The sequence below is a fragment of the Hymenobacter sp. HD11105 genome (genome assembly GCF_054051685.1).
The window spans coordinates 74,532-96,534 of the sequence record NZ_JBSWBR010000007.1 but is presented as its reverse complement, the minus strand read 5'-3'; the positions used below and the strand labels follow the sequence as shown (position 1 = coordinate 96,534).

23 protein-coding genes are annotated in these 22,003 nt (G+C 52.2%); 4 read left to right on the top strand and 19 right to left on the bottom strand.

What is annotated here, in order from left to right; genetic code table 11:
* Positions 1-373: 373 nt before the first annotated feature.
* The 14 genes from ACW9KT_RS18260 to ACW9KT_RS18195 all read right to left on the bottom strand — a co-directional run bounded on the left by ACW9KT_RS18260 (position 374) and on the right by ACW9KT_RS18195 (position 12,356).
* Complete coding sequence (locus ACW9KT_RS18260; protein WP_457083043.1) at positions 374-952, bottom strand: NuoI/complex I 23 kDa subunit family protein; 579 nt, start codon at positions 950-952, stop codon at positions 374-376.
* Between the two features lie 66 nt (positions 953-1,018).
* Positions 1,019-2,119, bottom strand: coding sequence for an NADH-quinone oxidoreductase subunit NuoH (gene nuoH, locus ACW9KT_RS18255; protein ID WP_457083042.1), 1,101 nt, complete (start codon positions 2,117-2,119; stop codon positions 1,019-1,021).
* 80 nt (positions 2,120-2,199) lie between these two features.
* Positions 2,200-3,201: a 2Fe-2S iron-sulfur cluster-binding protein gene (locus ACW9KT_RS18250; RefSeq protein WP_457083040.1), complete on the bottom strand. Its 1,002-nt coding sequence runs from the start codon at positions 3,199-3,201 to the stop codon at positions 2,200-2,202.
* A 115-nt stretch (positions 3,202-3,316) separates the two neighbouring features.
* Positions 3,317-4,657: an NADH-quinone oxidoreductase subunit NuoF gene (gene nuoF, locus ACW9KT_RS18245; protein ID WP_457083038.1), complete on the bottom strand. Its 1,341-nt coding sequence runs from the start codon at positions 4,655-4,657 to the stop codon at positions 3,317-3,319.
* Positions 4,658-4,730: 73 nt separating this feature from the next.
* Complete coding sequence (locus ACW9KT_RS18240) at positions 4,731-5,288, bottom strand: NADH-quinone oxidoreductase subunit NuoE family protein (RefSeq protein ID WP_457083036.1); 558 nt, start codon at positions 5,286-5,288, stop codon at positions 4,731-4,733.
* A gap of 22 nt (positions 5,289-5,310) precedes the next feature.
* Entirely contained in the window at positions 5,311-6,573 is a 1,263-nt protein-coding gene (locus tag ACW9KT_RS18235) for an NADH-quinone oxidoreductase subunit D (protein WP_457083034.1), read from the bottom strand.
* 18 nt (positions 6,574-6,591) lie between these two features.
* Complete coding sequence (locus ACW9KT_RS18230) at positions 6,592-7,158, bottom strand: NADH-quinone oxidoreductase subunit C (RefSeq protein WP_457083032.1); 567 nt, start codon at positions 7,156-7,158, stop codon at positions 6,592-6,594.
* A gap of 66 nt (positions 7,159-7,224) precedes the next feature.
* Positions 7,225-7,782, bottom strand: a complete 558-nt coding sequence (locus ACW9KT_RS18225; protein ID WP_457083030.1) for an NADH-quinone oxidoreductase subunit B — start codon at positions 7,780-7,782, stop codon at positions 7,225-7,227.
* Between the two features lie 71 nt (positions 7,783-7,853).
* Positions 7,854-8,246 (bottom strand): NADH-quinone oxidoreductase subunit A, encoded by a 393-nt coding sequence (locus ACW9KT_RS18220; protein WP_457083028.1) that lies wholly within the window; start codon positions 8,244-8,246, stop codon positions 7,854-7,856.
* 243 nt (positions 8,247-8,489) lie between these two features.
* Positions 8,490-10,160, bottom strand: coding sequence for an L-glutamate gamma-semialdehyde dehydrogenase (gene pruA / locus ACW9KT_RS18215; protein WP_457083026.1), 1,671 nt, complete (start codon positions 10,158-10,160; stop codon positions 8,490-8,492).
* A 147-nt stretch (positions 10,161-10,307) separates the two neighbouring features.
* A complete protein-coding gene (locus tag ACW9KT_RS18210; protein WP_457083024.1) occupies positions 10,308-10,856 on the bottom strand; it encodes a hypothetical protein in 549 nt (182 codons plus the stop codon).
* A gap of 39 nt (positions 10,857-10,895) precedes the next feature.
* Positions 10,896-11,618, bottom strand: a complete 723-nt coding sequence (locus ACW9KT_RS18205; protein WP_457083022.1) for a YjjG family noncanonical pyrimidine nucleotidase — start codon at positions 11,616-11,618, stop codon at positions 10,896-10,898.
* A 2-nt stretch (positions 11,619-11,620) separates the two neighbouring features.
* On the bottom strand, positions 11,621-11,917 hold the full coding sequence (locus ACW9KT_RS18200) for a (2Fe-2S) ferredoxin domain-containing protein (RefSeq protein WP_457083020.1): 297 nt from the start codon (positions 11,915-11,917) through the stop codon (positions 11,621-11,623).
* Positions 11,918-11,960: 43 nt separating this feature from the next.
* The gene (locus ACW9KT_RS18195; RefSeq protein ID WP_457083018.1) at positions 11,961-12,356 is read right to left on the bottom strand and encodes an ArsR/SmtB family transcription factor; all 396 of its coding nucleotides are present in this window, start codon (positions 12,354-12,356) and stop codon (positions 11,961-11,963) included.
* Positions 12,357-12,469: 113 nt separating this feature from the next.
* Between ACW9KT_RS18195 and ACW9KT_RS18190 the strand changes: the two genes are divergently transcribed.
* Both ACW9KT_RS18190 and ACW9KT_RS18185 read left to right on the top strand, forming a co-directional pair.
* On the top strand, positions 12,470-13,156 hold the full coding sequence (locus ACW9KT_RS18190) for a carboxypeptidase-like regulatory domain-containing protein (RefSeq protein ID WP_457083016.1): 687 nt from the start codon (positions 12,470-12,472) through the stop codon (positions 13,154-13,156).
* Between the two features lie 226 nt (positions 13,157-13,382).
* On the top strand, positions 13,383-14,762 hold the full coding sequence (locus ACW9KT_RS18185) for an NAD(P)/FAD-dependent oxidoreductase (protein ID WP_457083014.1): 1,380 nt from the start codon (positions 13,383-13,385) through the stop codon (positions 14,760-14,762).
* Between the two features lie 77 nt (positions 14,763-14,839).
* On the opposite strand, the gene ACW9KT_RS18180 is transcribed toward ACW9KT_RS18185, so the two are convergent.
* From ACW9KT_RS18180 to ACW9KT_RS18165, 4 genes are all read right to left on the bottom strand, one after another.
* Entirely contained in the window at positions 14,840-15,214 is a 375-nt protein-coding gene (locus ACW9KT_RS18180) for a PH domain-containing protein (RefSeq protein WP_457083012.1), read from the bottom strand.
* A gap of 115 nt (positions 15,215-15,329) precedes the next feature.
* On the bottom strand, positions 15,330-15,566 hold the full coding sequence (locus tag ACW9KT_RS18175) for a hypothetical protein (RefSeq protein WP_457083010.1): 237 nt from the start codon (positions 15,564-15,566) through the stop codon (positions 15,330-15,332).
* A 466-nt stretch (positions 15,567-16,032) separates the two neighbouring features.
* Positions 16,033-18,411, bottom strand: coding sequence for a M1 family metallopeptidase (locus ACW9KT_RS18170; protein ID WP_457083008.1), 2,379 nt, complete (start codon positions 18,409-18,411; stop codon positions 16,033-16,035).
* Positions 18,412-18,601: 190 nt separating this feature from the next.
* A complete protein-coding gene (locus ACW9KT_RS18165; protein WP_457083006.1) occupies positions 18,602-19,195 on the bottom strand; it encodes a HupE/UreJ family protein in 594 nt (197 codons plus the stop codon).
* A gap of 149 nt (positions 19,196-19,344) precedes the next feature.
* Here ACW9KT_RS18165 and ACW9KT_RS18160 point away from each other — a divergent pair, with 149 nt between their 5' ends.
* Positions 19,345-19,923, top strand: coding sequence for a hypothetical protein (locus ACW9KT_RS18160; RefSeq protein ID WP_457083004.1), 579 nt, complete (start codon positions 19,345-19,347; stop codon positions 19,921-19,923).
* A gap of 101 nt (positions 19,924-20,024) precedes the next feature.
* Here the strand turns inward: ACW9KT_RS18160 and ACW9KT_RS18155 are convergent, their stop codons facing one another.
* A complete protein-coding gene (locus ACW9KT_RS18155; RefSeq protein WP_457083002.1) occupies positions 20,025-21,041 on the bottom strand; it encodes a hypothetical protein in 1,017 nt (338 codons plus the stop codon).
* Positions 21,042-21,377: 336 nt separating this feature from the next.
* Between ACW9KT_RS18155 and ACW9KT_RS18150 the strand changes: the two genes are divergently transcribed.
* The gene (locus ACW9KT_RS18150; RefSeq protein WP_457083000.1) at positions 21,378-21,836 is read left to right on the top strand and encodes a hypothetical protein; all 459 of its coding nucleotides are present in this window, start codon (positions 21,378-21,380) and stop codon (positions 21,834-21,836) included.
* Positions 21,837-22,003: the final 167 nt, after the last annotated feature.

The following is a 22,003-nucleotide window of genomic DNA, read 5'->3' as shown; positions in this document are numbered from 1 at the left end:
AAAAATAGTCCGCAGTTGTATGAAAGCAGCAGTTCATAAGTATTTACACTTGAATCGCTGATGAATTTAAATGTGCTTCACTAAAGATTAACAAGTGACTAGATAGGATGAGAAATATGAGCTTTGCTCCTCAGATAAGCGCTGTCCTACGTGATAAGAGCCTTAATAGTTAACTAAATCTTGAAAAAATCTACAGAGTAGAATAAGGTATTAAAAGTAACACAACAGCGGAGTGTAATGCAGTTATATGAAGCTAAAATGAGTTTGTAAACCTTCTAAACTAAATGAGCCTTCTCAGCTGCAAAACTAAGTTTTTGCAGCTGAGAAGGCTCATTTAGTTTAGAAGGTTTACTACCAAGCCAAGATTTAGTAATTATATAGGCTGCTGAGCCATTTTATTGCGAAGTGCCTCTGCCTGCTCAGGCGTCAGCTGAATACCACGCTGAGATCGGGCGTCTGGGGACACCGGTTCCACCAAGCGGTCTTTGCCATAGATAAACTCGTCGCGTTCGAAGCGTGGAGGAGCCATTTTGTCGGCTTGCAAATAGACGGCAGCTTTTGGACAGGCTTCTTCGCATAAACCGCAGAAGATGCAGCGCAGCATATTCACTTCGTAGCTGATAGCATACTTCTCTTCGCGGTAAAGACCTTCCTCGCCTTTTTTACGCTCACCGGCTACCATAGTAATAGCTTCGGCCGGGCAGGCCACTGCGCAAAGTCCACAGGCGGTGCACCGTTCCCGGCCCTGCTCGTCGCGCTTGAGCACATGCAGGCCCCGGAAGATAGGGGAAAACGGCCGCGTCTCCTCCGGATACCGAATGGTAGCTTTCTTGGAAAAGAAGTGCCGCATGGTAATGCTCAGGCCCTGGAAGATAGCCGGCAAGTATGCTCGCTCCGCGAGCGTCATCGGCTTCTTTTCCAGTTTCTTTGCTCTATTGCTTAAGGATTGCATGATGGTTGGTTTCTAAATCCGAGTAAATCGGATGAGCAGCCTAATAATCTATGGAGGTGCTAGTGCTTATTGCACCAGCCACCACTTCGGCACCTGCGGGATGATATTAAAAATAATAAGCCCCCCAGTGAGCAGAATATTGAAGATGGCCAGCGGAATCAGGATTGTCCAGCCCAAACGCATAAGCTGGTCGTAGCGGAAGCGTGGCAAAGTCCAGCGCACCCACATAAAGAAGAAGATAAAGGAGAAGATCTTAACAAAGATGGTCACTACTCCTAAGGCCGTTACAATGTTATGAGCCGTTACCATGCCCTGCGACTCCGCTAGGAAAGCCCGTAGCTCATACTGAAACGGAAAGTTGAAGCCACCGAAATACAGCACGCTCATCACGGCCGAAGCCACAAATATGTTGATGTATTCAGCGAACAGGTACAAGCCCATTTTCATGGAGCTGTACTCGGTGTGATATCCGCCCACCAATTCCGTTTCGCACTCCGGCAAATCAAAAGGGGTACGGTTGGTTTCAGCGAATGCGCATACTAGGAAGATAAGAAAGCCAAGCGGCTGCTTTACAATATTCCAAAACTGCCACTCGCCGGGCACCGATTGCTGCAAGGTGATTTCGCGCAACGACAGGGTCTCGCTAATCATCAGTACGGCAATCAACGATAGGCCCATAGCTAGCTCGTAGCTAATGTTTTGCGAAGCAGCCCGGATGGCTCCCAGCAGTGAGAACTTGTTGTTGGAGGCCCAGCCACCGATCATAATACCGTATACGCCCAGCGACACCACGCCAAACACGTACAGCATTCCAATATTGACTTCAATCCCTTGTAACCAGATGATGGTGCTTCCAAACTGCAAATAGTTGCCAAACGGGATAACCGCCGATGCCATCAGGGCCGTGACCATGGCCAAGCAGGGACCGAAGACAAACAAAGCACGGTTAGACCCTGCTGGAAAGAACTCCTCTTTAGTGAAGAGCTTTACGGCATCGGCTAGTGGTTGGAGCAGTCCGAACGGGCCGGCACGGTCGGGACCGACGCGGTCTTGCAGGAAAGCCGCAATTACGCGCTCCGCATAAGTAGAATACGTGGCGATGAGCAGCGAAATGCCGAACACTGCCAGAATAACGAGGGCTTGCCAGCCCAGTGCGGTAAGTTCCATGTAGTATAGTACCAGTTTTAGTACTGGTTATGCCTATCGTTTAGCCAATTAGCAAATCAGCAGAAATAACCAGTACCTAATTAATTACCCAATTTCAGGGGAGGGTTTTGCTCTAAGTCACGTACCGAACTCTCGGGTAAATCTGCAATTATCTGCGGATTAACCACGGGTAACTCATAGTGATTAGCCGAAATAACGGAGGCCCGATCAATATGCGCGGGGCCCTCGAGAGTCCAATCGGCAGTTTCTTTCTTCTCGAACCGGCACTCGTTGCAAATCCACTCTTTTACTTCACCATACTCGTTTTTGCGAGCCGTAATGCGCAGTACATCTTTGCCTTTGTACCAAAGCACCACATTGCCGGTGCACTTAGGGCAGTCGCGGTGGGCGTTCATGGGTTTCGTAAACCATACCCGTTGCTTAAAGCGCCAAGTTTTGTCGGTCAGTGCCCCCACGGGACACACATCGATAACATTACCAGAAAAGTCGTTATCGATAATGTTTTCGATATAAGTGCCTATCTCAGCCGCATCGCCCCGGCCTAGCACGCCGTGCACACGCTTTTCGGTGAGCTGGTCGGCAGTGTATACGCAACGGTAGCACAGAATGCAGCGCGTCATGTGCAGCTGAATCAGCGGACCGATGTCGATCTTCTCGAAGGTGCGGCGCTCTTCCTCGTAGCGCGTAGTAGATACACCGTGCTCGAAAGCGAAATTTTGTAGATCACACTCGCCAGCCTGGTCGCATACGGGGCAATCCAGGGGGTGATTTATGAGCAACATCTCCACAATGCCTTTGCGCACGTTGAGTACTTGCTCAGAGGTTGTATTTTCTACTACCATGCCGTCTTGCACGGGCGTGATGCACGAGGCCACTAGCTTAGGCATCGGCCGCGGGTCTTTTGCAGATCCAGCGGCTACACGTACCAGGCAAGCCCGGCATTTGCCCCCCGAGCCTTTCAGTGGGGTATAATAGCACATGGCAGGCGGCACAATACCGCCACCGATAGTGCGGGCTGCGTTGAGGATGGTTGTTCCGTCTGGAACTTCTACCTCGATGCCATCAAACGTTATTTTAGCCATTTCAGAGTCAGCGAAGATTAACCTTAGTTACTATAGCACCAAGTTCTTGAGGAGAAGGACGCTAAGGTGAGCAGTGGTTAAATCTTGAATGTTTATTCTCAATTATTAATCGGTGCTAGGCCAAAACGGCTTTGCCCGGATATACCGCCCCGGGGCGAGTGGCCTCCTGCGGATGCTTTACGTGCCACTCAAACTCGTCGCGGAAGTGGCGCACGGCTGCTGCTACGGGCCAGGCCGCTGCTTCGCCTAGGGGGCAAATTGTATTGCCCTCAATTTGCTTAGCTACGCTCACTAATAAGTCGATGTCGTGCATAGCACCGTGGCCATGCTCCAAACGGTGTAGTACTTTTTCGAGCCAGCCCGTGCCTTCACGGCAGGGCGAGCACTGCCCGCACGACTCGTGATGGTAGAAGCGCGAGAAGTTCCAGGTATTGCGCACGATGCAGGTCGTCTCGTCCATGGCAATAAAGCCCCCCGAGCCCAGCATAGTGCCAGTTACGAAGCCACCATCAGACAAGGATTCGTACGTCATCAGGCGAGGCTCGCCAGCAGCGGTTTTCAAGATAAGCTCCGTGGGCAGAATCGGCACGGATGAACCCCCAGCTACTACTGCTTTTAACTCACGGCCTTTCCAAATGCCGCCGCAGTACTCATCGGAATAAATGAATTCTTCGACGGGAACACCTAGCTCAATTTCGTAAATACCTGGCTTATTTAAGTGCCCGCAAGCGGAGATAAGCTTTGTACCCGTGCTCTTGCCAATGCCGATTTTGGCGTACTCGTCGCCGCCTTCGTTTACAATAACTGGCACCGCGGCAATGGATTCTACGTTATTTACCACAGTAGGACGGGCGTACAAGCCCTGAACTGCCGGGAACGGCGGCTTGTTGCGTGGGTTACCACGCTTGCCCTCCAAAGATTCCAGCAGAGCGGTTTCTTCACCGCAGATATAAGCGCCACCGCCAGGGTGCACATGCAAATCCAGGGAGTAACCCGAGCCGAGAATGTTTTCGCCTAGGAAGCCAGCCGCATATGCTTCAGCAATAGCCTTTTCCAGAATACGTAGCACGTATAATAACTCGCCACGAATATAAATGTAGCTGGTGCGCGCGCCCAAAGCGTAGCTGCTCGTAATCATGCCCTCAATGAGCAAATGTGGCAGCTTCGACATCAGTTGGCGGTCCTTGAAGGTGCCAGGCTCCGATTCGTCGGCGTTGCAGACGAGGTAGCGTGGCACACCTTCTGGCTTAGCCAAAAAGCTCCACTTCAACCCCGTTGGGAAGCCCGCGCCGCCGCGCCCACGTAGGCCCGACTTCTTGACTTCCTCTACCACCTCATCAGGCGTCATCGTCTTAATGGCCTTTTCCACGGAGCGATAGCCACCGTGTTTGCGGTAGACCTCGAACGTGTCGATCCCCTCGACGTTTATATGTTCAGTTAATAGCTTGCGTCCCATGATTTCTCCAGCGTAAGGGGTAGGAGTGAAGGGTTAATTGATTTGTTCTTTAAGCGCGTAATAGGCTTAAAGGCTAAGCGTTCGTATTCTGCTCTTCCCATGGCAACAGCGGGCGATGCACCATGCTGCGCAGTTCGTTGAGCATAGCATCTACCGCTTCTGGTGTTTCCAAGCTCTCGTAGTACTTCTCCCGCACCTGCACAACCGGCGCAAAACCACAAGCTGCTAGACACTCTACCATCTTAATGGTAAACATGCCGTCGGGTGAAGTTTCGCCTACTTTAGCTCCCGTAATGCGCTCTAAGTTCTCGGTTAGTTCATCCGATCCGCGTAACATGCAAGGACCCGTGCGGCAGATTTCAAGCACATGCTTGCCAACTGGCTTGAGGTTGAACATGGTGTAAAACGACGACACCTCGTACACCTCAATTGGCTTGAGGTCCAGCGTTTCGGCCACCAGGTCTTGCACTTCGGGACTTACCCAGCCGCCGAATTCCGCTTGGGCAATATGTAACACGGGCAATAGAGCTGACTTCTTGCGATCCTCAGGGTATCGCTTGATAATACGTTTAATCTCTGCCTGTGCGGCGGGCGAAAATTGAGGCTTAGTAGGAGCAGTCGTAACTTCCATAGGAAACAAATTCAGCAAAAAACTACGCGTCCAGCTCGCCAGCAATTACGTTCATCGAGCTTAGAATCACGATAGCGTCGGAGAGGCTGGTGCCCACTACCATTTCGGAGTAAGCTTGGTAGTAGATAAAGCAGGGGCGACGGAAATGCAGGCGGTATGGTGTGCGGCCACCATCCGAAATCAGATAGAAGCCTAATTCGCCATTGCCGCCTTCCACAGAGTGATACACCTCACCCACTGGAGCTTCAATCTCACCCATGATGATCTTGAAGTGGTAGATCAGCGCTTCCATGTTTTTGTACACGGCCTGCTTGGGGGGCAAATAATAGTGCGGTGCATCAGCGTGGTACGGGCCCTCGGGCAGATTATCTAGTGCTTGGTTGATGATGCGCAAGCTCTGCCAAATCTCCTCGTTGCGTACTAAGAAGCGGTCGTATGTATCGCCGTTCGTGCCTACTGGGATTTCGAAGTCGAAGTCCTCGTAAGATGAATATGGATTCATTACTCGCACGTCATAGTCGACGCCAGCAGCACGCAGGTTTGGACCTGTAAAGCCGTAGTTCAGAGCTTTCTCTGCCGTTATTGGCCCCACGTTTACCACCCGATCCATGAAGATGCGGTTGCGGGTAAACATGCTCTCAAACTCGCGCATGACAGCTGGAAACTCCTTCAGCCACTTGCGCAGCTTCTCTATAGCAACCGGCGAAAAGTCGCGCTCCATGCCGCCTACCCGACCCATATTGGTCGTGAGACGCGCGCCGCATACTTCCTCGTAAATCTCGTAAACCTTTTCCCGCTCCTGGAACACGTATAGGAAGCCGGTAAAGGCACCAGTATCTACTCCCAGAATTGAATTACAGATCAGGTGGTCGGTGATGCGGGCCAGCTCCATCATAATCACACGCATATACTGCGCGCGCTTGGGAACGGTGATACCGAGCAGCTTTTCCACCGTCATGTGCCAGCCCATGTTGTTGATGGGGCTAGAGCAATAATTCATCCGATCGGTGAGAGGCGTAATCTGGTAGAACGGCCGCCGCTCGGCAATCTTTTCGAAAGCTCGGTGAATGTAGCCAATGGTAGGGACACCGGAAATGATCCGCTCCCCGTCCATTTGCAGGATATTCTGGAAAATGCCGTGTGTAGCAGGGTGCGTCGGGCCCAAGTTCAGCGTCGTCAGCTCCTGGCTGAAGTCGTTGAGAGTAGGCACGAGCTGGTTATGCTGCTGCTCGCGGGCCTCTTGATGAATCTTATGGGTGCCTTCCAGCGTGTCGTTTACTGCCATGATATAGGTATCAGGGGCCTAGCGGCCGAAAAACAGGTCAGTTTTGTCCTCGCGGGTGCCATCCTCCAGTGCGTATTCGCGCCGCATGGGGTGGTAGTCCATATCCTCCACATTCAGAATGCGGATGAGGTTGGGATGGCCCGTGAAGATGATGCCGAAGAAGTCGAAAGTTTCACGCTCCATCCAGTTCGCCGTAGCGTAGATGTCGGTGAGCGTAGGGACGGCCGGATCGGTAATCGGGAAAAAGATTTTTAGCCGCAGGCGCACATTGTGCACCAAACTGTGGAGATGATAAATCACTCCCAACTCCTGACCTTCGTTCTCGGGATAGTGGATCCCGCACATAGTGGTCAGAAAGTTAAACTGCATGGTTGGCTCGCCGTGCAGGGTCTGAATGATTTCGTGAATCCGTTCGCGCGTGGTAGTGGCCGTAAGCAAGCCGTAAGGCTCTTCTACATCTGTAAAAGCATCTTCGCCAAATAGCTGCTGAAGGGTAGTGAGCACCCGAGCATTGGTCAGCTTATTAGGGTCGGTTTCGGCTACAGTAGTTTGAGCAACAGTGGATTCTTCGTTCGATTCAGCCATTTTTGAGAGGAACTAGAAGTTGAGAGCAGCGGGATTCATAAGTTAAATCTGGCTGCTCTCAGCTCCTTACTTAATGTTATAAGAGGCCAACAACGCCTGATATTCGGGCGAGTTGCGGCGGCGAATAGACTCGTTTTTAGCCAGATCCTGTACCCGCATCAATCCGTCGAGCACTTGCTCAGGACGGGGTGGGCAACCGGGCACGTACACATCAACGGGGATGATACGGTCGATGCCCTGAAGCACGGAATAAGAGTCAAAAATGCCCCCCGAGCAGGCGCAGGCGCCCATAGCTAGTACCCAGCGAGGCTCAGCCATCTGCTCATATACCTGCTTCACGATGGGCGCCATTTTCTTGGCAATAGTGCCCATTACCATGAGCAAGTCGGCCTGACGAGGCGAAAACGACGGCCGCTCCGAACCGAAGCGAGAAATGTCGTAGTGCGAGCCCATGGTAGCCATGAACTCAATACCGCAGCAAGATGTGGCAAAGGGCAAAGGCCAGAGCGAGTTAGCGCGAGCAATACCGACTACCTTTTCCAGGGAAGTAGCAAAAAAGCCGGCACCCTCAACGCCTTCCGGCGCCTCTGCCATTTTGATTTCAGGAACTCGTATATCAGTCATAAGAAAGAGTCTATTTCAGAAATGGGAACACCCATCTGACGAACACTAGTAAGGAAACAAAAGTTTGCCTTTTAGCGCTCCGACCAGCGTAGTACGCCCTTTTTGATGACGTACACGAAGCCAGCCATAAGCAGGGTTAAGAATACAATCATCTGAACAAAACCTTCTGTGCCTAATGAGCGAAAGTTAACAGCCCAAGGATACATGAAGATAACTTCCACATCGAACAGCACGAATAGAATGGCTGTCAGGAAGTATTTCACCGAAATCGGCGTGCGGGCATTGCCCACCGACTCGATGCCGCACTCGAAAGAACTGTCCTTAACGGCGCTCTTGCGGTTTGGACCAACTAGATGGGAGACAATCATTGCAAAAGCGACAAAAGCTAAAGCAAACCCAAGCTGAACTAGGATGGGTAGATAATCGGAAGGATGATATTGCGCGGCAGGAAGGGCAAGAAACATAGCGGCTAGATTAGGACTATAGTAAAATCAGCACTGAGGAGCAAAGGTAAGGCGTAGGCGATTGGGAACAAAGGTGAACCTAAGCCTGGGCAAGAAAGCAAGCATAGGGCAAATTCTCTTTTCAGCCAATGGTAGAACAATCACCAAGCAGAAAGGTATCAAAGGGGTAAATAAAACACGCAGAGTACAAAAAAAGCCCCCCAGAACATATCTGGGGGGCTTTTTGCGTCATGAGCTGGCAGTTTAGAAACCGCCTTGACCCGTCACGTTCAGGTTCTCACCCGTTTCAACGCCCAGGAAAGGATAGCGGTAATCTACGGGCGTCACGAAGGTTTCCTTGATGGCGCGTGGCGACACCCAGCGCAGCAAGTTCAGCATAGAGCCAGCTTTGTCGTTGGTGCCGCTGGCGCGCGCGCCGCCGAAGGGCTGCTGACCAACCACGGCTCCGGTGGGCTTATCGTTGATGTAGAAATTACCCGCAGCGTTTACTAAGCGCTTCGAAGCCAAGTCAATAGCGTAGCGGTCTTGGCCGAAAATGGCGCCGGTCAGCGCGTAAGGCGAAGTGCTGTCAACCAAGTCGAGTGTTTCTTCGAACTGGTCCGCATCGTAGACGTGCATGGTCAGTACGGGGCCGAATAGCTCCTCGCACATGGTTACGTACTTGGGGTCTTTGGCTACTAGCACCGTAGGCTCTACGAAGTAGCCTTTCGACTTGTCATATTTGCCCCCCGCGATGATTTCTACCTCTGGGTCCTGCTTGGCGCCGTCGATATATTTGGCTAGTTTATCGAAGGAAGCTTCGCTGATAACGGCGTTGATGAAGTTGCCGAAATCCTCCACATCGCCCATTTTCATCGACTTTAGATCTTCCTGCAAATAGGCTTTTACCTCCGGGTAGAGATTGGAAGGAATGTACACACGGCTCGCCGCCGAGCACTTCTGACCTTGGTACTCAAAAGCCCCCCGGGAAATAGCCGTAGCTACCTGGCGCGGGTGGGCCGAATGGTGAGCTATGATAAAGTCTTTGCCACCTGTTTCGCCTACAATGCGTGGATAAGACTTGTACTTGTGAATGTTCTGGCCAATCGTCTTCCAAATGTTTTGGAAGACGCCTGTGGAGCCAGTAAAGTGGATGCCTGCAAACTCAGGGTGATTAAAAATCACGTCACCCGCCGTGGGGCCATCAACATACACGAGGTTGATAACACCAGCCGGTACGCCTGCCTCCTGAAACAGCTCCATCAGCACATGGGCCGAATAAATCTGGGTATTGGCGGGCTTCCACACCACCACGTTACCCATCAGCGCCGCCGAAGTAGGTAGGTTGCCGGCAATAGACGTGAAGTTGAAAGGGGTAAGCGCAAACACGAAGCCTTCGAGCGGCCGGTGCTCCAAGCGGTTCCACATGCCGGGCGCCGACTCAGGCTGCTGCTTGTATATTTCCTGCAGAAAGTGTACGTTGAAGCGGAAGAAGTCGATCAGCTCGCAAGCGGCATCGATTTCAGCCTGGTAGGCGTTTTTGCTTTGGCCGAGCATCGTGGCCGCGTTCAGGCGGGCGCGGTAAGGGCCAGCTAGCAACTCGGCGGCTTTCAAGAAAATAGCGGCGCGGTGCTCCCAAGGCAATTCAGCCCAGTCGCGCCGAGCGGTCAAAGCGGCTTCAATTGCCTGGGTTACGTGTGTGCCGTCGCCCTCGTGAAACTGCCCTAGCACGTGCTTATGGTCGTGAGGAGGCGAAATGGTTTTGGTGTTGCCCGAGCGCACTTCCTGTCCGCCAATGTACATCGGAATATCTACCTGCTGTTGCTTGAGCTCTTTCAGAGCCTGCTGCAACTCGGCGCGCTCCTTGGAGCCAGGTGCGTAGCCTTTGACGGGTTCATTGATGGGAAGCGGAACGTTGAAAAAGCCGTTGGCCATAGAAATAGTCTTTGGGTGTAGGTTTATGGATGGGGACCGGGCAAAGGTAACAGGGAGTTGAACAACCACTAATGAGCCCAGTTGCTGGCCGATTGTCGGCTCCCCGTTCTGCGAATCATACTTATGGAATTATATAGGTCTATGCTTTTATAGGGTCGCTAATAGCGCCAGCACCTGCTCTTTTAATTCTTCCTGTGAGCCTATGTTGTGAATAACACTCGCAAAATGTGGATAAGTGTCCATCATTGTCTCGCTGGGGTGATTATCGTCGCGGGTGCCGTCGCCACGCTGTTGTAGCGGGTCACCTTCGACACGCAACATTATGCCGCCACGCTCCCGAATGGGGTCGGCTTCGTTGGCAAAACGTACATCGGGCACAATGACGAACTGATCCTCGGGCAGGCGAGCAAAGAAAGCTTTCACCCAAATTTCCGGCTCCCACGCTCGTAACGCGTGGCCTACTTGCTGGAGCATTTCGCCGCGGGTACGTCCAAAGATGGGGAGTAGCTGCGCTTTGCCGTCTTGGTAGTAGTAGGGGGCAATTGCCTCGCCGGCCAAGGTGGCGCACACGGCTTTGATGGCGTCGCCGAAGGAAAGAATCTGCCAGTTGCGCTCGGGCTGTAGCTGCTGAATCAGGCGCGCCACCGTATCCTTGCCGCTGCCTCGCTTCCCCGAAATTCCTAATAGGTGTATCATATCGAGGCAAAGGTAGGGGGCATTGGGGGGCTTTTTTTCCTACAAAATCTCCTTTAACTCACTCAGACAGCTAATCTCGTAAGTCACTTCGTTGAAGTGGCGCCGCTTTTCTGGGTTGAAATACACTTGGTCAATGCCTGCATTATATGCGCCTAGTACGTCGCATTCCAGGTTGTCACCAATCATAAGGCTTTCCGCAGCGCTAGCGCCGGTGCGCTCCAGAGCGTGCTGAAACATGCGCCGGTCGGGCTTAAGGCAACCGCTACACTCGGAGGTAATTACCTCTTGAAAGTACGGGGTGAGCTGCGAGGAGTCGAGCTTGATATATTGAATCTCCTTAAAGCCGTTCGTTATCAAGTGCAGCGTGTATTTGGTTTGCAAATACTGGAGCATGTCATAGGTGAAGGGAAACACCGCTGACTTGGTGGGCAGCAACTCCGTAAAGTGCTGGGAAATTCCTTCTGGTACGTCGGCTTCATCTACGCCCAGCCGGACCAGCGTGCGCGTGAAGCGGGTGCTGCGCAACTGCTGCTGTGTGATTTTGCCCCCCTGATACAAGCGCCACAGCGCATGGTTGATGTCGCGATAGCGGTCAATGAATTCTTCTACCGTAAACGTACCAAAACGACCTAAATCGTAGTGTACAAAGAGGGTGCGCAGGGTTTCATCGGCGTTTTTTTCAAAGTCCCACAGAGTATGATCTAGGTCGAAAAAGAGATGACGATAAGCTTTGGTCGGGCGAAAAGAAGAGCTGGGGGGCATTTTTAATCAAGTAGGAGTTTAGATACAACGCGCCCATTGAGCAGATGTTCACGCACAATGGCTGGCGCGTCATCAGGCTCCACGTCGCCGTAGAGGGTGCCTTCGGGATAAACAATGACGGCCGCACCGCAGCTTTTTTTGCAGTGCTTACATACATCGAGGCAGCCGGTAGGCAAGGTGCGGTTGAGCTTTTTGCTCAGGCCGTGCTTTTTAATTTCTTTCTTTAGAGCCTTTACTACGTCGCGGCCAACCTCACTTTTTTGGTTGGTGCAAACGTACAGGTGGTGTTCATACTTCATACACTACATTGGATAAGCTCCATCGTCTTATAAGCCAGCGCCCTTAAGTCTGAGGCTGACCGGTCCAGCGGCGGTTTTGGAGCTTGTACGCGGCCAACTCTCTATTCGACCAGAGGGTTTGATAAATCTGCTGGTCGCGTACCAGTTGGGGGTCTTTTTCCATGTAACCCAAAAACTGGTGAACCAGGTCCGCCATTTCATCCTTTATAAAATAGAAGGCCCAGTTGTCAAGCCGTCGGAAGCTGACGAGGCCCGCATTCTTCAGATACAATAATTGGCGGGAGGTTTTGGTTTGGGTGAAGTCTAGCACCTGCTCAAGGTCGGAGATGCACATCTCCTGATTGCGCCAGAGCAAATGCAGCATCCGCACCCGCGACTCATCGCCGAGAGCCTTAAATAGTTGTTGCCCAAATGCAACGCTGAAGTGTTTGAGGCGCATCCTTTACCGAACAAAGCAGGGAAAAGCCCCCCGCCTCGAACTGAACAAATTTACGCTCCGTCCGGCTTCCACCTCCCAAAGAGCCGTATTATTGCAGTATAGCACACCTGAGTATGTCTGATAAAAGTCGAATTTATGCAGTTGTAGCCACCTTAGGGCTATTATTTGCGCTGTTGGTACTGGCCCCTACCGCTGGTCACGCCCAAGGGCAACGGCGCGTAGTGCAGTTCTCCGGTATCGTAGCCACCGGCGACAGCCTGCTGGGGGTGCCGGGCGCTACCGTATTCGTTCCTTCGGCAGGGCGGGGCACGGCTACCAATCTCTACGGCTACTTCTCGCTGCCCGTACTCACCGGCGACAGCATTGTGATTCGCTCCCTCGGTTACCGTAATCAGTACGTTATTATTCCGCCCGATTATCCGCGTCAGAGCTACTCGGTTATCGTCTCGCTCCAAGAAGACGTAACAGTGTTGCCTGAAGTACGAGTGTTTCCCTACGCAACGGAGAAGGAGTTTAAGGAAGCGTTTCTGGCCCTTAAGCTGCCGAAAGAACGTGGTAGTGCCGCCGCCAAAAACCTGAGCCCCGAAGTGCTCCGGCAGATTTTCAACAACGCCCCCGTCACCAGCGCTGGCAACTACCGCCAGACGCTTCAGCAGCAACAGTACGACCGCGACCGCCGCATGGGCGTCGCCCCCAATCCCCAATCTAACAACCCGCTACTCAACCCCTTCAGTTGGCTCAAGCTAATTCAGCAGGTGAAGGACGGCGAGTTTAAGAAGAAAGAAGGCGAGGACTATTAACTCGCCCCTAAGCTTGGCCAAAGAGTAAGCAGGAACGCCCAATTGCGATATGCGCAGTTGGGCGTTCCTGCTTAATTGAGTTTGCTCTACCAATACGAAGCTCAAGCGTAATAAAAACAGGACAACCAGCTAAGCGGTTTTACGGTAAAACAACCAAGGTTGGCGCCGTATGGCTGCTGGCCAGTGCGTGCATCAGGTCGCGCCTTACTCCTTGTTTTTCAGAATTATGGATACGAACCTTCCGGTTTCTCCCCATCCGCGCGTCGTTATCATCGGCTGCGGATTTGCGGGCTTGCGGCTGGCTAAAAAGCTCCGCAACGCGCCCGTGCAAGTGGTCGTCATCGACCGCAACAACTACCACAACTTTCAGCCCCTGCTCTACCAAGTAGCTACGGGTGCTTTGGAGGCCGGTAGCATTGCCTACCCGATTCGCAAGATTTTCGTTGGGCAGAAAAACTTTTTCTACCGCATGACCGACGTGCAGCGCGTGGAGCCCGAGCGCAACTTGGTGCACACCGCTGTAGGCGAGATTCGCTACGACTATCTGGTAATAGCCACTGGCTCGCTCACCAACTTCTTCGGCATCGAAAGTATTGAGAAGAATGCCATGCAAATCAAGAGCATCCCGAATGCCTTAAATCTGCGCAGCTTTATCTTCCAAAACTTCGAGAAAGCCCTCCTCACAGAGGGTGCTGAAGCCAAACAGGCGTTGATGAATATTGTGGTCGTGGGCGGTGGGCCTACGGGCGTAGAAATCAGCGGCTCGCTGGCTGAAATGCGTCGGCACGTGCTGCCCAAAGACTACCCGGAGCTGGACTTGCGCAAGATGCAGGTGATTCTGGTAGAAGCGGGCCCTGCTGTACTGGGGCCAATGTCGGAAAAGTCGCAGCAGGAAGCCAAGCGCTACTTGGAAGAACTAGGCGTAATTGTGCGTCTGAATACTTCCATTAAGAAGTTTGAAAACTGCCGAGCGTATTACTCCGATACTGAATATATTCCAACGGAAAACCTCATTTGGGCTGCTGGGGTAAATGGCGCCGAAGTGCCCGGCTTGCCTACAGAGGTAGTCACCCGCAACAAGCGTATCAATGTAAACCGCTGGAATCAGGTAGAGGGCTTCCAGAATGTCTTCGCTATCGGCGACGTAGCCAATATGGTGACCGAGGATATGCCCCGCGGCTTACCCATGCTGGCGCCCGTAGCTCAGCAGCAAGCCGATGTACTAGCCGAAAACTTGCAGCGCATCATGCGCAACGAAGCCCCCAAGAACTTCGAGTACACTAACAAAGGTGTGATGGCCATTGTAAGCCGCAACAAGGCCGTTGTTGATTTACCCAAAAACGTACATTTCAGTGGTATTCTGGGCTGGGCTACCTGGCTCTTTGTGCACTTAATGACGCTGGTGGGTTTCCGCAACAAAGTGGTGGCCTTTGTCGATTGGGCCTTCAGCTACTTCAGCTCCGACCAAGCGCTGCGCCTGATTATTCGTCCCTTCAGCCGCCGCGATATGAAGGATAGTCCGGGCAAGCGGAAAGCTGAGCACAACAACTCGACGCCGGAGTACAATCCCACGCCTCCCGCAATTCAAGATTCGGTGGCGCGGTAAGTTGAACAGCCTGCATTTACACAAAAGCCCCCCAGATATCGTCTGGGGGGCTTTTTGTTGGTTAAAAATAGCTTGTGCTATAGCGCGTAGTCGGCCAGAGCCTTGCTGATGTCGTAGATGTTGCGGTCGTTGCGGAAGGTTTTGCTGATGGGCGCAGACTGACCGCGCACCCAAATTTTCAGTTCTGCATCTAAGTCAAAATGACCTGTCGTTTCCATCGAGAATTGCTCGATGCTGCGGTAGGGCACGCTCAGAAACTCCTTTTTCTTGCCTGTCAGGCCCTGCTTATCCACCAGAATCAAGCGCTTATTGGTAAAAATTAGCTGATCGCGAATGATAACGAACGCTTTTTCTACCCGCTCATTGGTAGCCAGCAGGCGGCTGAGTTCTTGTTGCAATTCTTGAGCGTCACTTTCCGAAGCATTGCCGAGTAAGCCATCAAGTAGTCCCATAGTCGGTGTAGAGTTGGTGGAAAACGAAGCTACAACGAAAGTCGATGACTAGCGCAAGCTAAGCTCACTAGCATAGCTCTGTGAACTTGCTTAAAAGTAAGCTGGTACTGTAATCTTATTCTAGCTTGGTCACTAAGCCTAGCGGCAACGAAACCCGCTTAAGGTAAGGTAAGAGTTTATCCTGCTCTGCAAACGGCTCTACATACGTTACTTGCCCTGTAGGCTGCTGGCGCCAAATTTCACAATAGAAGCGGTCCAAGCAATATAGCTCAATGTCGAACCAACCAGAGGTGCGGTGGGCCAGCAATATGCCATAAGTCTTCACCTGAGCCTCCTGCTCCAGCCCAGACATCGTACAAAAAGTTGTGTAGCTAATCATAAGTATATACGCGGTCGGTTAGGTAACGACAGAATTAAGCTGCTTTTGAAGAAGTGTTTAGAATCAGCAACACTGTAAACTCAAAGAAGGGCTTTAGGTAATCTATGATGATATTTTGTCAGGGCATTTCTCTTACTAGGTGGGGTTGTGTGTGGCGATATCCTGAACTCCACTAGTCCAATTGTTTCAACGGTTTAAAAGTAAGTAGAAGTAATACTTTATAGCAAATTTGTAAAGCTATTTTTATTGATAGTAAAACTATTAATAGAGTTTTAATCTGAAATCCAGTTGGAAAAGCAGTGAAGAGGAGGAAACTAAAAATGGTCTGTGAATAGGATCTGAGCCACCTTACCTGCAGACCGTAGCCGGGAAAAGAGCACAAAAAATAAGGTCAGGTGAGACCACCTGACCTTATTGCTTAATGACTAAAAGCTAACTACTAGTTGGTGCCACCGCCCGTAGCGCCGCTGCTAGCTGGCACAGTTGGCTGCGTAGCGCTGGGTTGCTGCTGCATGGGGTTTGGCTGAGTACGCTGCTGCTGCTCAAACAGCTCGAAGCGGCTGGGGGCCAATTTGCGCGGATAGGCGTTGTTGCTTAGGTCTGTATCGGCGGTTTGTAGGAACGGATCAAGGGTGAAAGCTACTACCGGCTTATCAGTCACAAACACCTTCGTTACCTGCTCGTTGTTACGGCGCCAGATTTCGGCCGGAATGTTTACTACTTCCTGCTTACCATCCTCATAAGTCATCTGCACAACCACTGGCATCACCAAGCCGCCAATATTGCGCAGGCCAACCTCGTAGAAATGCAGACCCTCGTTGAGGCGCTTCTGCTGCTCGGGCTTCAAAGTCTTTACATACTCTTGGTAGCGCTTTTTATCAGCCTCGGTAGTAGCAATAGGGTCGTAGGAGTTGTAGAAATCCTTTAGGCCGGGCTTGTCGTCCACGAGCGTGCGCTTGATGTCCTGGAGGTTGCGCTGCTGAGAAAGCGTTTTGGGCTCGGCATTCAACTCTTGGCGCTTGCGGGCGTTTTCAATTTCGGGGTTTTTGGAATCGACCGTGTACCACTTCACGCCTTCGATAGCGAGGTCGGTGTGATCGTTGGTGTAGAACCAGCCGCGCCAGAACCAGTCGAGGTCAACGCCCGAAGCGTCTTCCATGGTGCGGAAAAAGTCGGCTGGAGTGGGGTGCTTGTAGGCCCAGCGGCGAGCGTACTCCTGGAAGGCGTAGTCGAATAGCTCGCGGCCCATAATGGTTTCGCGCAGGATATTCAGGCCGGTGGCAGGCTTGCCATAGGCGTTATTACCGAGCTGCAGTACCGACTCCGAGTTGGTCATAATCGGGGTTTGCAGGCTCTTATCCATGCGCATATAGTCCACGATTTTGGCTGGCTCACCGCGCCGTGATGGGTAATCTCGCTCCCATTCCTGCTCCGAGAGGTACTGCATAAAGGTGTTCAGACCTTCATCCATCCACGTCCACTGCCGCTCGTCGGAGTTCACGATCATGGGGAAAAAGTTGTGCCCCACTTCGTGAATAATCACCGAAATCAGACCGTATTTGGTGTTGGCCGAATAGGTGCCATCTTTTTCGGGCCGGTAGCCATTGAAGGAAAGCATAGGGTATTCCATGCCGCCGATAGAGCCGTGCACCGAAATAGCCACCGGATACTGGTAGGGAATGGTGCGCTTAGAATACGTCTTGAGCGTGTGCGCTACGGCCTCCGTCGAGTATTGGCCCCACAGCGGGTTGCCCTCTTTGGGGTAGTATGACATCGCCACAATCGGCCGGCCTTCGATCTTCAAGCCCATAGCATCCCAGATAAACTTGCGGGAGCTAGCGAAAGCGAAGTCGCGCACGTTTTTGGCGGCGAAATTCCAGGTTTTGGTGCCTTTGGCGCGGCCTTTCTCGGCTTGCTCAGCCTCAGCCTGCGTTACAATAACTACGGGCTTTTTGGCATCGGTGGCCTGCGCCAAGCGCTTGCGCTGGGTAGCGGTCAGGACTTGATCAGGGTTTTGAAGGGTGCCGGTGGCGCCTACCACATGGTCGGCGGGGGCGGTAATGCTCACTTTGTAGTTACCGAAGGGCAGCGCAAACTCGCCGGCGCCCAGAAACTGCTTATGCTGCCAGCCGTTCACGTCGTCGTACACGGCCATGCGAGGGTAAAACTGAGCAATTTCGTAGAGGTAGTTCTTGTCCTCTGGGAAATACTCGTAGCCCGAACGGCCGCCTAGCTTAGGCTGGTCGTTGATGTTGTAGCGGTAGGCAATGCTGAACGTAAAGGACTGCTTGGGCTGCAAAGGCTGGGGCAGATCTACGCGCATCATGGTGTGGTTCACCACGTAGGGCAGAGCCTTGCCACCTTTCTGCTTCACCGACTCAATTTTGAAGCCGCCATCGAAATCGGCGCGGGCCAGGTAATCCATAGCGCCAAACGACATACGCGGCTGCAACTCGGCCGTCTGCGTGCTGGTGGTCATGGAATTCTGGGCGTAAATGTTCTGATCGAGCTGCACCCAGAGGTAAGTCAGCACGTCGGGCGAGAGGTTGGTGTAGGTGATGTCCTCGTTACCCGAAATAGCCTGCTTCTCGTCGTCGAGCCGCACTTTGATGTCGTAATCGGCCCGCTGCTGCCAGTACTGGGAGCCCGGCGCGCCCGACGCCGTGCGGAACGTGTTGGGCGTGGGCAGCTCCGTACCGAGTTGGGCAAATTTATCGGTGCCGGAGTTGGTGTTTTGTATAGAAGGCGTCGTCTGGGCCAACAGCGGCCCGGCGCTCAAGCCAATGCCACCGACGAGCAGCAGAATATTTCTCAGCATAATTAGAAAGCAAAAGAGGAGGATGGAAAGCAAATTTACGGAAAACTGCCTAACGAATCCGTAACAGCGAATCTTTATAAAATACCGTTGTCGGAAGCCAAATTTGTCCCCCAGAAAGGTCTGGTCCTGCAATGGAAGTCAAATCCAGAAAAGCAAAAAACGAGCTGCTGATAAATTGCCCCCTAAAGCGCTAACCCGCCATGCCGCCGAGCAGCAGAATGACCGCAATGCCCATAGCTGCCCCACTGACCACCAGTAGCCAGTCGCGCCGGGCAGCCCGAAAGCCACGCAGCACGATAAAGCCTAGCACCAGAATGAGCCCTACAATGAGCAGTTGACCTATTTCGACGCCAATGTTGAAGGCCAATAGCTCCAGCACCGGGCGCGCATTTTGTCCCAATAATTCGCGCAGATAGCTGGAAAACCCTAGGCCATGAATTAAACCAAAAATGGCCGCCAGGGCATTCGGCAAGGTCAGGATAATGGGCTGGTTACGCTTAAAGTCGCGGCTGGCTCGGCTCATATTCACTGCGCATGTGAGCAGGATGGTAATCGGAATCAGGAACTCAATCAGGCCCGCGCTGTACTGCACAAAGCCCAGCGTAGCCAGTGCCAGCGTGATACTGTGACCCACTGTGAAGCTCGTTACCAGGGCCACCACCCGGCGCCAATCACTTAAAACATAGGGCGCGCACAAAGCCAGCAGAAACACTAGATGGTCGTAGGCCTGTAGGTTGAAGATGTGGAAAAAGCCAAGCTGTAGATAAGTCTGGAAGACGGACATGCGGCAAAGCTAATAGTTATTCTAACGTGGGCTTTTCGGGGTATCGCAGGCAAGAACCATCAATTGTCCAGAATGCAGAAGCAATTATTTTATTCAAACGCAACCATCTACTTTTCTGAAACTACTCCATCCTCTTACTTTCTCTTCTCATGCGGGTAAAACTACTACTTTGTCTTAGTGCTCCTTGTTGCTACAGCAAAGCGTTTCTATTGCTAGTCGTTCTTCTATACAGCACGGCGCTTCATGCCCAGACAATCACTCATCTGCCTTCGTCAGCTACTTCTGAGCAAGGCGGAGCAATGCAGGTCAATGGTTGGCATTTACCCGCGTACCAACCCAACGGATCTGAAGCTGACACTACTGGCGCATTGCTAGCTTTGTTTCTGAAGCAGCGACGTGCGGGCTACGCATTTGTGATTCCCTTGATCACGGGAATGTTTTTAGCTATACCTATTTCTACCGACCATGGCAGCTACACGCAGACGGCCGAAAAGGCGATTTCACCACCAATTGGTATTCCTGTCATAGCCGCCACAGTTGTGGGTTTTATTGTTCACTCAACCTCCTATAACAAAGCACACTTGTTAGCTATAGACCAGGCATATTTGGCAGAAAAACCCATTCCAGCCAAATACCGGCGGCGTCTGAGACCGCAGCATTTTAATGAAGCTGCCTGTATGAGAGAGGCTTTCTTTCAGCAAACTGAATGTCAAGGTAGCAGGAGGTGAAATGTTGAAGCTACAGTAAAAAGCCCCCCAGACTTGTCCAGGGGGCTTTTTAATGAAGTATGGAATGATTGTCTGCAAGCTTTAGGCTGCATAAATGAAAGCTACATAAAGTTAACCTTCACAATCTCAAACAGCGGCGACGTAGCCTGGTACGGATACAGCACGTAAGCATCGGTGAGGCTGCGGCGCGTGATGGTAGTAGGGCCAACGGCGCCCGTCGCGAAGCTGCCTGTAGCGCGGGCCGAAGCCCAGGTGTCCGTGCTGTTGAGGCGGAATGCAGTTTGCTGGCTGCCGGATACTACTAGCAGGGTTTCGGGTGTAAGCAGCAACAAGCCATCGGCACCAACCAGGCTCTGGGTTTTGCTCACGGTAGTAAAGCTTTGGGGATTATTGATGGGCACTTTAAATAGTGTCCCGTCATTGGCTTTTGCTACAAGCAAAAAGCCGCCTTCTCCGGGATGAAACACGATGCCATTGAGCCCAAAGCCCGTGCCGCCGCTTAATTGCGGGTTCTCCAGAAACACCGACGCATTACCTTGTAAGTCAACTTTGTAGATGATAGGAGAGAAGCTGTCAGTTACATAAGCATTGCCCTGCAAGTCAACCGTAATATCGTTGGCAAAGTGCTGCTGGCCGGGCCGCAACGCACCCAGATCCACGTAGCGCTGGAGGCTGCCATTGTTGGAGTTGAATATGGCCAGTCCAGCCAACTGCCGCAACGTGGCCGGCGTAGAGCGGCTGGTGTTTCCGCCGCCATCCGATACGGCCGCCAGTAGGCGCTGCCGGGGCACATCGAGATTCAAGCCAATAGTTGATACCAGGCGTGGATCATCGGCGAAGACGCGGTAAGTGCCGTTGTCCTGCACCGCGCCGATACGTCCCTGCGTGCGGGAGCTGACCAGAAAGCGCTGATTGAGCTCGTCGAACTGCACGCCTTCCGGATGCACGCGCGCTTCGGCTACAGTAACTCGAGCGGGGTTAAAGGGATTAGGAATAGTACCGTCTTCGTTGACGCAGCTGGGTAGCACACTGGTCATGCCAATGGCCAGCGCAGCTAGACGAATAAAACGAGGCAGGGCAACTAGCCGCGCCTGATGAGAAGAGAAAGGGTGGAGCATAGAAAGGTGGTTAAAAGCCAATGAATCAATAAAATGGCTATACGCACACTAGGCTGAAGAGACTACGCAAGGCAAAGATTATATACACCACCTAAACAGATGCTCAAAGTCTCAACTAAGCGAGGGGCTGTTGCCTGATGAGCAGTGTGTTCTGGGGGCGAATTTTGACCCTTCTTCCACTGCCAGTTCCTGTTCGCCACCGCCCTGCTCTCCTCACTGGCGACCTCACTTAACTAGCTTGTTGAACTTTACTTTTTGCAGCAGATACTAAGTCAACTAGTCAGTAAGTTAACTATATAATTGTCTGCTAATCTTAACCTCTTTTATCCTCACTTTATGAAGAAATTATTCTTGATTGTATGCGTACTGCTGGCTGCCAGCAGTGCTAGTTTCTCCCAACAAAATATGCCCCTTATAGCCACAGAGCAGTCTTCTGCTTTGCCTGCTATGGCGGCTACCACTCAGCCCATATCGGATAGTCTGCGGCAGGCAGTGCATCGGCTGTTCAAATGGAGCCGTTTGTACGGCACTATTGGAGCCGTTAGCGGCGGCCTGATGGTAGCTGGTGCTATAGGTTACATCGCTAGAGACGATGACGACTGGAGTACTGGTGTTAACCTAGCCCTCGGCGCTAACGCCTTGACAATGGGTTCCATCAGCATGGTGCGCTTTAGCCGTCGTCGTGAAAGGGAGCTAATGAAAGCTCTGGAACAGGGCCAGCCAATGCCGCCTTACGTGACCTATTGGATGCCGCTGATACCTTCAAAGAGCAAGAAAAAGCAGCGCCTTAACTAACTACAGTTACCTGGTAAAGCGCTACCCGTTACTAAGCTGTAAACTCATTGAAAAGGCCCCGCTGAAACTAATCGGCGGGGCCATTTATCTATTGCCAAAACCAACACCGGTGCTCTCAAGACATCAGGTCATTCGCTTAATGAATTGTTATGGCTCTTTTAAGGAGT